The organism is Methylophilus sp. 13, from assembly GCF_015354335.1.
Lineage (GTDB): Bacteria > Pseudomonadota > Gammaproteobacteria > Burkholderiales > Methylophilaceae > Methylophilus > Methylophilus glucosoxydans.
In genome coordinates this window covers 1-14,128 of record NZ_JADKYR010000004.1, presented here as the reverse complement: position 1 = coordinate 14,128, position 14,128 = coordinate 1, and the positions used below count along the sequence as shown (strand labels likewise).

12 protein-coding genes and 1 tRNA gene are annotated in these 14,128 nt (G+C 47.6%); 4 read left to right on the top strand and 9 right to left on the bottom strand.

Features of this window, described 5'->3' with window-relative positions; translation table 11 throughout:
* Positions 1-394: 394 nt before the first annotated feature.
* The gene (locus INP77_RS11170) at positions 395-718 is read right to left on the bottom strand and encodes a hypothetical protein (RefSeq protein WP_194749148.1); all 324 of its coding nucleotides are present in this window, start codon (positions 716-718) and stop codon (positions 395-397) included.
* Between the two features lie 91 nt (positions 719-809).
* Between INP77_RS11170 and INP77_RS14920 the strand changes: the two genes are divergently transcribed.
* Entirely contained in the window at positions 810-1,376 is a 567-nt protein-coding gene (locus tag INP77_RS14920) for a DUF4398 domain-containing protein (protein WP_228518890.1), read from the top strand.
* On the top strand, positions 1,376-2,332 hold the full coding sequence (locus tag INP77_RS11160; protein ID WP_194749147.1) for an OmpA family protein: 957 nt from the start codon (positions 1,376-1,378) through the stop codon (positions 2,330-2,332). Before INP77_RS14920 ends, INP77_RS11160 begins: the two co-directional genes overlap by 1 nt.
* 265 nt (positions 2,333-2,597) lie before the next feature.
* Here INP77_RS11160 and INP77_RS11155 read toward each other — a convergent pair whose 3' ends face one another.
* The 7 genes from INP77_RS11155 to rpsU all read right to left on the bottom strand — a co-directional run bounded on the left by INP77_RS11155 (position 2,598) and on the right by rpsU (position 11,154).
* Entirely contained in the window at positions 2,598-3,632 is a 1,035-nt protein-coding gene (locus tag INP77_RS11155; protein WP_194749146.1) for a hypothetical protein, read from the bottom strand.
* Positions 3,629-6,208 carry an FAD-binding protein gene (locus tag INP77_RS11150; protein WP_194749145.1) on the bottom strand — a complete coding sequence of 860 codons (2,580 nt, stop codon included), beginning with the start codon at positions 6,206-6,208 and terminating at the stop codon, positions 3,629-3,631. The genes INP77_RS11155 and INP77_RS11150 overlap by 4 nt, the downstream gene beginning before the upstream one ends.
* A 119-nt stretch (positions 6,209-6,327) precedes the next feature.
* A tRNA-Ile gene (locus INP77_RS11145) sits at positions 6,328-6,406 on the bottom strand.
* Between the two features lie 20 nt (positions 6,407-6,426).
* Positions 6,427-8,376, bottom strand: coding sequence for an RNA polymerase sigma factor RpoD (gene rpoD / locus INP77_RS11140; RefSeq protein ID WP_194749144.1), 1,950 nt, complete (start codon positions 8,374-8,376; stop codon positions 6,427-6,429).
* 149 nt (positions 8,377-8,525) lie between these two features.
* On the bottom strand, positions 8,526-10,265 hold the full coding sequence (dnaG, locus tag INP77_RS11135; RefSeq protein WP_194749143.1) for a DNA primase: 1,740 nt from the start codon (positions 10,263-10,265) through the stop codon (positions 8,526-8,528).
* Positions 10,266-10,343: 78 nt separating this feature from the next.
* Complete coding sequence (locus tag INP77_RS11130; RefSeq protein ID WP_194749142.1) at positions 10,344-10,787, bottom strand: GatB/YqeY domain-containing protein; 444 nt, start codon at positions 10,785-10,787, stop codon at positions 10,344-10,346.
* A gap of 154 nt (positions 10,788-10,941) precedes the next feature.
* Positions 10,942-11,154: a 30S ribosomal protein S21 gene (gene rpsU, locus INP77_RS11125; protein WP_018987466.1), complete on the bottom strand. Its 213-nt coding sequence runs from the start codon at positions 11,152-11,154 to the stop codon at positions 10,942-10,944.
* A 139-nt stretch (positions 11,155-11,293) separates the two neighbouring features.
* Between rpsU and tsaD the strand changes: the two genes are divergently transcribed.
* Positions 11,294-12,316, top strand: coding sequence for a tRNA (adenosine(37)-N6)-threonylcarbamoyltransferase complex transferase subunit TsaD (gene tsaD, locus INP77_RS11120; protein WP_194749141.1), 1,023 nt, complete (start codon positions 11,294-11,296; stop codon positions 12,314-12,316).
* A 109-nt stretch (positions 12,317-12,425) separates the two neighbouring features.
* On the opposite strand, the gene plsY is transcribed toward tsaD, so the two are convergent.
* Complete coding sequence (gene plsY, locus INP77_RS11115) at positions 12,426-13,037, bottom strand: glycerol-3-phosphate 1-O-acyltransferase PlsY (RefSeq protein WP_194749140.1); 612 nt, start codon at positions 13,035-13,037, stop codon at positions 12,426-12,428.
* A 109-nt stretch (positions 13,038-13,146) separates the two neighbouring features.
* Between plsY and folB the strand changes: the two genes are divergently transcribed.
* Positions 13,147-13,497 (top strand): dihydroneopterin aldolase, encoded by a 351-nt coding sequence (gene folB, locus INP77_RS11110; protein WP_194749139.1) that lies wholly within the window; start codon positions 13,147-13,149, stop codon positions 13,495-13,497.
* Positions 13,498-14,128: the final 631 nt, after the last annotated feature.

The following is a 14,128-nucleotide window of genomic DNA, read 5'->3' as shown; positions in this document are numbered from 1 at the left end:
TAATCAACCACCTGAACGAATACACATCAGGCTGAACCTCTTGTAGGAATTTTCGTACAAGACAGGACAAAACCAGGATCAGTGGTGACCTTGATTTAAAATGAGAAGATTTCAGCCATACAAAGTAAAAAAGCACCTCCGAAGAGATGCTTTTTTTGCATTGAGATCAATATGCGTTTAATCGAATGCAGGGTTTGGTTTACCCCGCTGCACATAACCGAGGTTACGTTCAGTGGTCCTAGTGGTAAATCAAGCCCTCAGTCGCATCATGCCGGGATACCACCAAGTTGCCTATAGGAGTTTTTCCCGAATTGATTCATTAACAACCAACCCTCCCTATTTGGTGATGGCTAAAACCATACCGCTAGCATCTTTCGTTGCCAGGCAGCGCCAGTTAGTGATGATGCTCATGCTTGTTTTCTTTGCTACCGTCTTCGTGATGATGCTCATGTTCATTTGCATGGCCGTCACTCTCATGATGGTGCTCATGTTCATCCGCATGACCATCTTTGCCATGGTGATGCTCGTGCTCATCCGCATGGCCGTCCTTACCGTGGTGATGCTCATGCTCATCCGCGTGTCCGTCTTTACCATGGTGGTGCTCATGCTCGTCCACGTGCCCATCGCTCCATTTATCCGCAGCAATCACATTCGTTGTAGCTGTCAAATAGAAAAAACCCAGCACTAAAGCCGCAATGACTTGTTTAGGATTACCCATCGTTTACCTTTCAAAAAATCGGACTTTCATTCTAGTAAGCGCGTGATTTTTAATCAAATACTTCATGGATTAATCCGTGTTTGCAGCGGTAATGACGATTCAGTTAGAGGATTATCCGATCGATGCAAGTAAAGCAAACAAGCCCGATGGCTTATGTACGCCAGTGCACGGAGCATTCAACTGTCGTCTGGAATACTTGTATGCACCAGGTACTAAGTGTCTCGATTCATACAAGGAGAAACACATGGCACACACATTACATTTACCACAGGCAAAGAGTCATCGCCTGTTGTCCTGGGGCTTGGCCTCCGCATTTACAGCATTGTTGCTGCTCAGTGGTTGCGCCTCAACACCCAAACCGCCAACTTCTGCTTTGCAAGCCGCGGAGCAAGCAATCGCGAGTGCAGAAAGAGCAAGTGTTGCGGATTATGCTGCAGTCGAACTGAGTACAGCACGCGACAAACTCTCTGCAGCGCACAGCGCAGTACAAGAACAAAAAATGATTCTGGCACAACGCCTTGCCCAACAGGCACGCGCTGACGCTGAGTTGGCCTCCGCCCTAGCCGAAGTGGCAAAAGCCCGTGTGGTTAACGAGCAGATGCAAAAAGGGACTGACACATTAAAAATGGAAATGAAGCGCAAGACAGGAGATCAATAATGAAACCACAAATTTTTAACGCTAGAACACTCATATCCACCGCTGTGGCATCCATCTTGTTGGTGGCATGTACAGCCAGACAAATACAACCAGAAGCGGTCAACAATGCCCGCAGTAAATTGACCATGTTGCAATCTAATCAGCCTCTGGCAAGCCAGGCCCCCGTCGCGATCAAGGAGGCCGAAGTGGCAGTCCGTGCTGCCGAGGTATCTCAAGGCGACAAAGAACAAGTTGCGCACCTGATGTACATCGCAGAACGCAAGGTCGATACCGCACAAGCACTGGCCGAAAGTCGCCTGCTCGTTGAGCAACGCACTGCCTTGAGTCAGCAACGGGAAACTGCACGCCTCGACTCCCGGACAAAAGAAGTTGATATAGCACGCAGCAACGCTGATTCCGCACGGATAGAAACGCTAGCGGCGCAAAAGGAAGTTGAGAATGCGCGCAGCAATGCAGAATCCTCACGGCTCAAAACACTGGCTGCACAACAAGAGTCAGCGAATGCGCAACAGAAAGCCGCTGATTTGCAACGCCAGATTGCAGAACTCAACGCCAAGCCAACCGAACGTGGCCTCGTTGTAACGCTAGGCGACGTGTTGTTTGACACCGGCAAAGCTGAGCTAAAAAGTGGTGCGACGACAAATTTAGCCAAACTTGCGACCTTCCTCAATCAGCATCAAAATCGCTCTGTGATGATCGAAGGCCACACAGACACTGTCGGCAATGCTGACTACAATCAAGCATTGTCACAGCGTCGCGCAGACTCGGTTAAGGGCTGGCTAATGAAACAGGGCATCCATTCAGACCGCCTCGTGACTGCTGGCAAGGGTGAAACCTCACCAGTCTCGGGCAATGATAGTGCATCTGGGCGCCAATTAAACCGTCGTGTTGAAGTCATCATTGAAAATACAGACGCTAATGTTGATGAAAAAATATCGGTAAGGAATAAGCTGTAATAAATTGCTGAGCGAGAGAAAACGCTGAATTGGAAACCAGGATCCTGATACAAACTGGTTCTATTCTGCTACCAGCATTCCCCCACTCACTCTAAGATCACAGGACTGTGCTTACTTAAAAATGGTAAGGCTTTGGGGGCAGGTCAATGTAAGTTTACCTCACCCAAAAACAAAAAAGACCCAAGGCGTTAACCTTGAGTCTATCTATAAATGCTGGCCCCTCTTTGAGTCGAACACAGCACCAACGGATTATGAAAGCTTACGTTTAATAGTCGTAAATATGTTCTACCTTTAAATGTGTCTTTTTTGATTGCATTAAAAACTCTGACAAGGCTTGTACAGGCATAATTAATGCAACTCGCTTAAATCTTGGTTGTGTGAGAATGGGTTGCTCAAACAAAATCCGAGAGCCAATTGGCGCTTGGTAGGTACCATCAGTCCATACAGTTACTAATATCTTGGTTGTATTCCCGGCAACATTCTGGATTTTGGAGCCGGTTTCTGCTAACTCTGTAGCAGCAATTCTAAAATTATAATATCTAGGCAATTCCAAGAGCGCCGCACCACTAGTCTCCCCTTTTAATAACTTGACGTTTTTAGGCAACTCTTTGGGCAAATGGTCAACAATGACTAACGTTGTTAGCAGTGCTGGTTCATAAGCCTGATGCGTAGCAACTTCTATAAGCTTGGCATATCCAGCCTTTATTAAATATTCAGTACTAAGCGCATACTTGCGTTCCAATTTACGAATTATATTTACGCCAGACAATCGAGTATCTGTCCACAATCCTGTTAGTGCAGAACTGAAATCAAAAAGATACCAAGGCTCTTTGCGAATAAAATCAACATACTCTTGCGCTATTTTTGCACCATAATGTTCTTCATCAGTTTGCACCTCAGAAGATAAGGCCCAACTGATTCTGCCAATTGTGTTTTCGTAAACCCATCTGAAAACATATTCAACGGTGGTACTAGTCACGATTACACATATCATGACGTGATATCCGATATTTGCATCATACCCATTTTGAATTTGCTCTTTAGTTACTGCACGGTATGCTGACCATAACTGATTAATATGGCCTAAAAAAGGAAATTCATGTGAAGGGTGCAGTTTCACGAATTCAGCATATTCTGCAGGACTATGCACTAGAAACCATTCTGGGTATGTGAGAAAGGTTTGCTCGACACTGCGGCGCTGATCAATTGGGATATTAACCTGATCTTCAGACGCAGAAACATTATGTATGCCTATAACAAGGCTAAAAACAATGATATTAAAAACCCTTAAGAAGATCATACTCGTTCAAATGCCACTAATATATTGTTTGAAGGATCCCCTTCTTGGCACAGTTTGATACCGGTATGCTTAAAGCCTACTGATTCAATCCTGTCGATCCAAGTCTCAATGCTGGCAAAAAGTCTAACTTCATTTGAATTGACCTCCCATGTTTCATTCAGGCCTGCATTAAAAACGCAGTGTGCCAAACTCACAAAATCATCCATAGCCTTATCTTTGACATCATGATCTCGGAGAATAAAAAACCCGCCTTTTCTAACTATTTTTGCAATCGACTCCAAGAAAGGCATTAGTTTTTCTAAGTGCATATGATGTAAGCCTATGAAACATGAAACTAAGTCCGCACTTTGGCTAGGCAATTGAATTGGTGAATACTCGTCTAATCCAACAAACTTTCCTATAGATCTTAATTGACCTCGTTCGACAATATCAGCAGGCGAATTTGTTGGTGCTTTATCATTTACCAATGTCACAGTACCTGACAAATTAATACTTTTGAGAAGAGACTTAACATATCGACCTGTTGAGCCAATTTCAACGTAATCAACTAATACCTTTTCTTTACCAATTAATTCAGCAGTTTGTTTACCCATTTCATTTTTCTGTGTAATAAGCGCTGGCAAAGCATATCGAATCAAAGATAATGCAGGCTTTATTTGTGGCAAAGTCTTCTGAATCTGTTTGTAGATAATCTCATCATCTGCGTTTTGACTAACCAATTGCTGAATGAGGTGATGAAACTTTTTCTCTGGATAAAGATGAAAAATATTTTTTAAGAAATAGTAAAATCGATCTGCATATTCTGGGTTATCGTAAACACGATGAAACAAAGATGAGTGCTCCAATTCATTTACCTTTCTTAAAGTGGGTTTGTAATATTTATCCCAAAGAGAATTGCGTAATCTGTAATTAGGATCAAGTTTATTTTTTAGAGCAAATAGCTCTTTAGCCTTAGGATATGCGCGGATAAATTGCTCGCATGTGGCGTGTAGTTGATATGGTAAGTAATAGGTGCCACCACAACTAAGCACGGCTTCAATCAGTTCCCTTGTCCAAATGGCAACGTTACTGACAGCCTGATCAGAGGTTCTTTGTTTGTAATACAACACGCATGCAAATGTCTCTCCTCTGGCCCAGGCCATTATAGAGCCAGGGTCTCCGAGTGCATGTCGTATGGATATATTTAGGATATTTACTGAGTGCTCATTAAGAACTTTTTTCATTTTCGGAATGAAATCAGGCAACCGTTCGAAGGGAACAAAGTATTCCTGTAGTACATAAGTTGTTTTATCTCTACTCAAAGGCTCTAGCTCATAGGCGTCATAACCAGCCTCATAGTTGCGCCAATGTACCTTTTTGGATAAATACAATAACGGATCAATAATGTATTCACGGCGCAATTTTCCGAAAGGTGTCTCAGTGAATGCCCAAAAAAAGTATATTTCTAGAGGGTAGGCAATTCGTAACGGCTGTAACTTGTATTTAGTTGTAACTGGCTTTTCAGTCTGAATCCAACTAACAGCTCGTGCGCTTTGAAGATGTATCGGATATATATCTGCGTTATGGAAAAGTACGTCCTCCCTGTTTCGAACGTTAGTGTTAAACCATTCGAAATAATCTTTCGCTGCTAATTTAATTTGTTGCCGTTCTACTCTGACATTGTTTGTTAAATCTAACTCTGCTTCCGCAATAATCCCAATCGCGCCATATCCACCAATTGCACCATAAAAAATTTCAGAGTTTTCTGTTGGACTGGCAAGTAATATCTCTCCATTTGCTAATAATAAGGATATGTTTCGTACTGATAAAATCACCGGCCCCAAGCCCATATAACGACCATGCGCATTAACAGATAAAGTGCCGCCAACTGTAAAATTGGCGTAAGTTTGCATAATCTTGACTGATAAATTGTGCGGATCTATCAACTTCTGTATGTCACACCATCGAATACCTGTCTCAACTTTAATTGTTTTGGCATTTACGTCGAATGATTTAACTTTATTCAAATACCTCATATCAATATGGATTGAAGCATTACTGGCAGTATGGCCACCCATACTAAAGTGCCCACCGCCAACACATACTGGCAATGTCGACTCTTTAAGAATTGCCTGCAATTCTTCAATCGTTTTAGGAACCATTACACCCAAAACATCGATTGCATTAAGCTGCGTTACATCATTTACGGATAGTCCCGGTGAATAGCTCTTTCTGGCATGGATATCAACCTTCGTGTAATCCATATTTCTGCTGGGGCTACTTCCAAATTGATTATCTTCAATTAAACCAGACTTAAGAAGCTTAAAAAATACCCACACTGGTCCTAATACCGGAATTAGCAGCATTAAAAGCGGTTTTCCAGAAGCACCAATATCGTGAAATCTTTTGACTGAAAGACTAATGAAACCAACTAGGAATAAAGAGGAAAAAAATGCTGCTCCTGTATTTCCAATTAACTTGAATGCCAATATACCGAAAGCCGTACACAGAATCCCTAAAGCAATCAGTCTAAAAATCCAAATTCCTCTTGAGAGTCTTCCGCTACTGCTAAAGAAATAGCCAAATGATTTGTGCATGTTACTCCCTTAAATTATTTTTTATTTTGTGCAGAATAACATGCATGCTTGTTAGATGAAAAATTCTTCACCACAAAACAAAAAAGACCCAAGGCGTTAACCTTGAGTCTCTATATAAATGGTGGCCCCTCTGTGAGTCGAACACAGCACCAACGGATTATGAGTCCGCTGCTCTAACCAAGCATGAGCTAAGGGGCCGGAAAGCGTGGGATTATAAACTAATCCTGACCGTTTTCTAAGAAGCTGCGCAGACGCTCCGAGCGGGTCGGGTGACGCAGTTTACGCAGGGCCTTGGCTTCGATCTGGCGGATACGTTCGCGGGTGACGTCAAACTGTTTGCCGACTTCTTCCAGCGTGTGGTCGGTGTTCATTTCAATACCAAAGCGCATACGCAGCACTTTGGCTTCGCGTGGAGTGAGTGACTCCAGCACTTCGCTGGTGGCGTCACGCAGGCTGGCGTAAACCGCTGCGTCCATTGGGGCCAGTGTGGTGTTGTCTTCGATAAAGTCGCCCAAGTGGCTGTCTTCGTCGTCACCAATCGGCGTTTCCATGGAGATCGGCTCTTTGCTGATTTTGAGGATTTTGCGGATTTTTTCTTCCGGCATATCCATTTTTTCAGCCAAGGTGGCAGGATCAGGCTCAAGACCAGTTTCTTGCAGGATCTGGCGGCTGATACGGTTCATCTTGTTGATGGTTTCGATCATGTGCACTGGGATACGGATAGTACGTGCCTGGTCAGCGATAGAACGCGTAATCGCCTGGCGAATCCACCAAGTGGCATAGGTAGAGAATTTGTAACCACGGCGGTATTCAAACTTATCCACGGCTTTCATCAGGCCGATGTTACCTTCCTGGATAAGATCAAGGAACTGCAAGCCACGGTTGGTGTATTTTTTAGCAATAGAGATCACAAGACGCAGGTTGGCCTCGATCATTTCGCGTTTGGCGCGACGGGCACGTGCTTCGCCGGTGGTCATTTGCTTGTTGATTTCACGCAACTCTTTAATTGGCAAGCCGACGCGGATTTGCAGGTTTTGCAACCGCTCTTGCTGGTCCAGAATAGAGTGTCTAAAACGCTCTAAACGCTCACCGTAGGCAGGTTTACCTGCCAGCTCGTCATCCAGCCAGTTGAGGTTGATTTCGTTGCCAACAAAGCTCTTGATGAATTGCTGGCGTGGCATATTGGCTTTTTCTACGCAGAAATCCATGATTTTGCGTTCGTGCGTACGCACTTCTTCGACCATGTTACGCACTTGGTCGCACAGAGCTTCAACCTGTTTGGCAGAAAAGCGGAAAGCAGTCAGCTCGTCGAGCACTTGCTGATGCAAAGTCTTGTACTCGGCATCGTTGGTACCTTTAGCCTCGCGGATATTGTTCATTTTGGTATTGGCGGCACGAATCACGGCAAAGCGTGACAGGACCTCTTCTTTGAGTTTTGCCAAGGCCTCGGCCGAAAGCGCAGATGCTTTGGCATCGCTGTCTTCGTCCTCGTCTTCGTCTTCCTCGTCGGCGGCTTCCTCTTCTTCAGCATCCGCCACGGCCAAGGCGTCATCCAGACCGAGGTCGCTGTCGATCAAACCATCGACCAGCTCATCCACGCTCATTTCGTCTTTTTCGACTTTGTCCACCATCTCCAGCAATTGGGCGATGGTGGTTGGACAGGCGGCAATCGCCTGCACCATATGCTTGAGGCCGTCCTCAATACGCTTGGCGATCTCAATCTCGCCTTCACGGGTCAACAGGTCTACCGTCCCCATTTCACGCATATACATACGCACTGGGTCAGTTGTACGACCAAACTCTGAATCAACCGTAGCCAATGCCTGCTCAGCTTCTTCAGCGGCATCTTCATCTGTCACGGCAGGGGGTGCATCAGACATCAGCAACACTTCGGCGTCCGGCGCTTCTTCGTACACCTGGATGCCCATGTCGTTGATCATGCCGATAATGCTCTCGATCTGCTCGGAGTCTTGTACATCATCCGGCAGGTGGTCATTAATTTCGGCGTAGGTCAGGTAACCGCGCTCTTTACCTAATACAATCAGGGTTTTGAGGCGTGTACGACGTGCCTCGGCATCCATTGCCTGGGTGGCGGGGTCTTTGTGTGTTTCGACTTCGTTGATTCCGAGTTCTTTGTCTAAACTTTTATCTGCTTTGGGTCTGGCCATGGCCGATTCCACCTCTAAAATGATTGATGCCGAGTGCTGGCAAACGCTGCAGGCACATCACTCGATTTAACATTACGGGAAACCCTCTATTTTACCAGATTTCTGCACGTTTTTTAAGCATGCCCTCACGGTTTTTAGGGAATTACCGACTAGCGCTTGCTGGTTAATTGCCGCAAGGCTTCACGCTCTGCTTCAGACAACATTGAAAATGGCTTTTCAGTTAACTGCCCCAACAGGGAATTTTCACGTGCAGTGACCGCCATGTCTGATAATTGGGTACATGCCCCCTCAAATTCAAGCGTAAAGTCCAAGCTTTCATCCAACAAAGACAACTCGCGCTGCAATTGGTGTCGTAGCGACTCAGAAATATAGGGCGCAATCATCTGCAACAGCACCACAGGACGAGACTCCGGCTTGGCAATCGTCGCCTTCAACACCACGCGCAACATCTGCGCCTCATCGCTCTCACCCGCTACTTGCTCGAGCAACGCGGCCTGCGCCCATTGTGGCCGCATGAGCAGCATCAACGCCAAACGCAGATGCAAAGATAACGGCGTACGCGAGCGTTGACGCACGGCTTTTTCCTTGGCTTTGGCGGTATTCGGCAATTTCAGCATGCGCTGCATTTCGCCTTGCGCCAGGCCGGTCATCTCGGCGACCTTTTTACGCAACAGCATGGCATAACGCGGCGCCTGAATTTGTTTGAGGATGGGCTCGGCATCATTCAAGAATTGCACTTTATCCTCTTGCGAGGCCAGCGGGTTATGCTCACTTAAATGCTGAATGATATATTGCGACAAGGGCATGGCCTGATTCATCTCGGCCTCAAAGGCTTCTTTGCCAAACTCGCGCACAAAGCTGTCGGGGTCATGCTCGGCAGGCAAGAATAAAAACCGCAACTTGAGGCCATCTTTGATGGCTGGCAAGGCATTCATCACCGCGCGCCAGGCCGCAGTCCGACCGGCTTTATCGCCATCAAAACTGAAAACGATTTCATCGGTTTGCCGCATCAGCTTGGCAATATGAAAAGGCGTAGTCGCCGTGCCCAACGCGGCGACGGCATATTCAATGCCATACTGCGCCAGCGCCACCACATCCATATATCCTTCTACCACTAACACCCGCCCCGCATCACGGATAGCACGACGCGCCATAAACAAGCCATACAATTCGTGCCCTTTTTGAAACACGGGCGTTTCCGGCGAGTTGTAATATTTGGGACTGTCTTCAGGGTTAATTACACGCCCCCCAAAGCCGATAACTTCCCCTTTTTGGTTATGGATAGGGAACATGATGCGGTCACGGAAACGATCGTAGCGACGACCCTGCTCGTTTTGCACCACCAGCCCGGCAGTTTCCAGCGGCTCGGCATCATATTGCGGAAAAACCGTTTGCAAATTTTGCCACCCGGCTGGCGCATAACCAATCTGGAATTTTGCTGCGACCTGCCCGCTTAAGCCACGCGCTTTCAGGTAATCAATCGCCCGCGGTGATTTTTTTAACTCGGCTTTGTAATAATTGGCGGCCTGCTGCAAGGTCTCTTGCAAACTGAGTAGCACGGCTTTAGATGTTGGTGCAGGCTGGTTGGGATCACGCTGCTCCTGCGGCACGATCATGCCAACTTGCTTGGCGAGATCATGCACGGCCTCGACAAAGCTCAAGCCGTTATATTCCATCAAAAAACTCAAGGCCGAACCATGCGCGCCACAGCCAAAGCAATGGTAAAACTGCTTGGTCGGACTCACGGTAAAACTGGGGGATTTTTCGTTATGAAACGGACAACAGGCTGAATAATTGGCCCCGGCTTTTTTCAGCGGAACAGACTTGTCGATGACATCGACAATATCTACGCGATTAAGCAGTTCTTGAATAAAACTTTCCGGGATCATAAATGCAAGTATCGCTGATGCGGGTCAAAAAAACAAAGGGCGCAAATGCGCCCCTGACTCAATGCCTGCAAAAACACACTATCCCAAGGCCACCTTGATCAAGCCAGACACTTTCGCCATATCTGCCTTACCGGCAACCAATGGTTTCACTGCACCCACCACTTTACCCATATCCTTGGCACCCGCTGCACCCGTTTCAGCAATCACTTTGGCGATCACCGCATTGATTTCCTCTTCGCTCAACTGGGCAGGCAAATAAGCCTGCAACACGGTGACTTCAAATTTTTCCTGATCAGCCAAATCCATGCGGTTAGCGCCTTCAAATGCAGCAATCGAATCACGGCGCTGCTTGAGCATTTTCTCAATGGCGGCAATCACGGCATCATCGTCCAACTCGATACGCTCATCCACCTCGCGCTGCTTGATGGCGGCTTGCAACAAACGAATCACGCCCAGCTTGGGCATGTCTTTCGCCCGCATCGCGGTTTTCATGTCTTCAGAGATTTGTGCTTTCAGGCTCATAGCGGGGATTATTCTCAAATTAAAGAAGGGCGTTAAAGCGTATGCTTTAAAAACAGCTAAAGGTTGCGGAAATCCACAACCTTCGCATATTTGTTTTTTTTCAAACCGGGTAGCCAAGGGATGACTTACCCGATTTTCACATCTACTTAAAAAATTAGTAGAGTTTGGTAGGCAACTGTTGGTTGCGCAGACGACGGTACTGACGCTTCACCGCGGCAGCTGCTTTACGCTTACGCTCCCAAGTTGGCTTCTCGTAGAACTCGCGAGCACGCAAGTCGTTCAACAAACCGGTTTTCTCAATCAAACGCTTGAAACGGCGCATTGCAACGTCAAACGGTTCGTTCTCTTTCACACGAATAGCGGTCATGTAATTCCCTATCCTTCAAATATTTGGTTAGACAATGGTGCTTGCGGATTGATGCAGCACTGAAAACCGCGTATTCTATCGCGCTTATTTGGATTTATCAATCCTTTCTGCAAAAAAACGTATGCGAGAGTTCTCTTAGATGTTGGTATTGGGTATCGAGTCTTCTTGTGACGAAACCGGAGTGGCATTATATGACACGCGCCGTGGGTTGCTGGCGCACGCCTTGCACTCGCAAATTGACATGCATGCAGCCTATGGCGGCGTCGTGCCGGAGCTGGCCTCCCGTGACCATATCCGCCGCGCACTCCCGCTCACGCAGCAAGTCCTGGCGCAAGCCGATAAAACCCTGCAAGACCTCGAAGGCATCGCTTACACGCAAGGCCCCGGCCTGGCGGGCGCCTTGCTGGTGGGCACCAGCATTGCGCAATCGCTGGCCATGGCCCTGAATGTCCCGTCTGTGGGAGTGCATCACCTGGAAGGCCATTTACTGGCACCCATGCTCGAAGAAAACCCACCCGCCTTCCCGTTTGTCGCCTTGCTGGTCTCGGGCGGACATAGCCAACTCATGCGCGTGGATGGCATTGGCCAATATGAACTATTAGGTGACACGCTGGACGATGCGGCTGGCGAAGCCTTTGATAAAACGGCGAAACTCTTGGGCCTGGGCTATCCTGGCGGCCCAGCGGTGTCTAAACTGGCCGATCAGGGCAAGCCACAGTTTCAACTGCCGCGCCCCATGCTCAACAGCCCGGATTTAAACTTCAGCTTTAGCGGCCTGAAAACGGCCGTGTTAACGCTGGTGAACAACCAGCCTGAATTGAATGAAGAAACAATTAAAGATATTGCCTGGGAATTTCAAGAATCCGTCACCGAGATTCTGGTGCACAAATGCCTGAAGGCACTCAAACAGACCAAACTCAAACGACTGGTGGTGTCTGGCGGCGTAGGCGCCAACAAACGCCTGCGTACCCGGCTCAATGAAGCCGCTGCCAAACGTGGTATCAGCGTCAATTATCCACGCCTGGAGTTCTGCACCGATAACGGCGCCATGATTGCCTTTGCCGGTGCGATGCGCCTGCACGCCATGCAGCCAGGCAAGCAGGATTACAGCTTTAGCATCCGGCCGCGCTGGGATTTGGCTGAGCTCAAAACCCCTCAGTGATTGCCTGCTAAAAGGCGTTGCTGAGCGGTATTTCTACCGCCGATAAAATCTAAAAAAGATTCTCAAAACGATCTCCCCAGTTTTCACATCTGGGCTTATCGGCAGTTAATTATTTCTTTCCAAAACGGCTTTCAGTCCCAGCCAACAGTTTTTCAATATTCGATTGATGGCGAATAATCAAAAACGCGGACATCACCACGACCACCGCCACATACACCGGGTAAGGTGACAGGAACTGCCAGGCAATCAACGGTGCCAATACGGCAGCGACAAGCGCAGACAACGAAGAAATGCGGCTGATTAAAAACACCGCCAGCCAGACAGCCACCACACTTAACGCCAGCCAACCCGAAAAGGCAATCATCACACCCAATGCCGTCGCCACGCCTTTGCCACCTTTGAATTTATGATAAATCGGGTACAAGTGACCAATAAACACCGCCAACCCCACCAGTGCCACCACGTCCATCAACATGCCTGCCTGCAGTGCCAACCAAGTGGGCAACCAGCCTTTGAACGCATCGCCCAGCAAGGTCAAAATGGCAGCGGATTTTTTACCGCTACGCGCCACATTGGTCGCGCCGATATTGCCACTGCCTACTGTGCGTGGATCTGGCAGGCGGTACAGCTTGCTGATAATAATGCCAAAAGCAATTGAGCCTATCAGGTAAGCCGCAGCGATCCACACCAATGCTTCAATATCAAAACCAATTTCGTTCATGCGCTTAATTCCACTGAAATGCAGCCGCTTAGCCAGCCACTGCACGATGTTGTATGATGCCGAATCATACTGGATTCCAGCCTGCGCGGAAATAAAAGGACACAGATTCATGGACACAATTTTTCTCGAACAAGTCAAAGTGCAAACCAAACTGGGCGTGCCAGAATGGGAGCGCACCGTGCCACAAACTGTGATTCTGGATATTGAAATCGGCTACGACTTTAGCAAAGCCTGCCTCAGTGACGCGATTGAAGACACGATTGATTATGGTCAGGTAGTCGCCCGCATTCGCGAAACATTAGCCGAGCATAGCTTTAAACTGGTTGAGGCCTTGGGTGAACATGTGTGCCAGCTGATTTTGCAGGAATTTAAAGCGCAGAATGTGAAGTTGAAGGTGAGCAAGCCGGGGATATTGCCGGGGTTGAAGGCGCTAGGAATTGTTATTTCTCGGACCGCTTAACTCCCCCTGAAAGCTTAAAGCTTTTTCGCCTTTAGGCGAGTTACTTTCTGTTGCTTGCCCCACAGAAAGTAACCAAAGAAGACGGCACCCAGCCATCACGGCCTTCGGCTGCCTTGCGTTGCTCAACAAAGTAAGCGGTCACGAAACTCGCCCTAGCAGCTTGCACACACCGCAAGCTGCCGCGGAGCTCAGACAGTCGCTCCCTTCTTCCTTACTTTGTTTCCGCTACTCAGCGTGATGGAATGGGATTTATCTCACCAAAGTTGCATCGTTGAAATTTGGACGGTTGAAAAACAACAATTATTTCATTAATTCCATAAATGGTTGCGGTCGCATGGTGTTCGGGGTCCCCATCTGCCGCGCCGAGCAACGCAGGGTTGCCGGGAGTCTTCGGCCATCGGCTGTCCGAGTTCCGCAACAAGCCACGAAGTATGTGGCTTGTCAGGGCGAGTTTCGATGGGCGCCCGGCAAGACGAGTAGCACAGGAAACAAGCGGAAGCTGGGGTGCACTTTCTTTTGGTTACTTTATCTTTGTGCAAGCTGTATAGACCGGGGACATGGTTGACAGGTGTACGAGGACATAGTTGACACTTTCGCATTGGATAAATGCGGAGAACACTATGCCTTGGAA

Coding starts and splice junctions, on each gene's coding strand:
- INP77_RS11170 (WP_194749148.1), bottom strand. CDS start 718: ATGGGTAATCCTAAACAAGTCATTGCGGCTTTAGTGCTGGGTTTTTTC.
- INP77_RS14920 (WP_228518890.1), top strand. CDS start 810: ATGACGATTCAGTTAGAGGATTATCCGATCGATGCAAGTAAAGCAAAC.
- INP77_RS11160 (WP_194749147.1), top strand. CDS start 1,376: ATGAAACCACAAATTTTTAACGCTAGAACACTCATATCCACCGCTGTG.
- INP77_RS11155 (WP_194749146.1), bottom strand. CDS start 3,632: ATGATCTTCTTAAGGGTTTTTAATATCATTGTTTTTAGCCTTGTTATA.
- INP77_RS11150 (WP_194749145.1), bottom strand. CDS start 6,208: ATGCACAAATCATTTGGCTATTTCTTTAGCAGTAGCGGAAGACTCTCA.
- rpoD (WP_194749144.1), bottom strand. CDS start 8,376: ATGGCCAGACCCAAAGCAGATAAAAGTTTAGACAAAGAACTCGGAATC.
- dnaG (WP_194749143.1), bottom strand. CDS start 10,265: ATGATCCCGGAAAGTTTTATTCAAGAACTGCTTAATCGCGTAGATATT.
- INP77_RS11130 (WP_194749142.1), bottom strand. CDS start 10,787: ATGAGCCTGAAAGCACAAATCTCTGAAGACATGAAAACCGCGATGCGG.
- rpsU (WP_018987466.1), bottom strand. CDS start 11,154: ATGACCGCTATTCGTGTGAAAGAGAACGAACCGTTTGACGTTGCAATG.
- tsaD (WP_194749141.1), top strand. CDS start 11,294: ATGTTGGTATTGGGTATCGAGTCTTCTTGTGACGAAACCGGAGTGGCA.
- plsY (WP_194749140.1), bottom strand. CDS start 13,037: ATGAACGAAATTGGTTTTGATATTGAAGCATTGGTGTGGATCGCTGCG.
- folB (WP_194749139.1), top strand. CDS start 13,147: ATGGACACAATTTTTCTCGAACAAGTCAAAGTGCAAACCAAACTGGGC.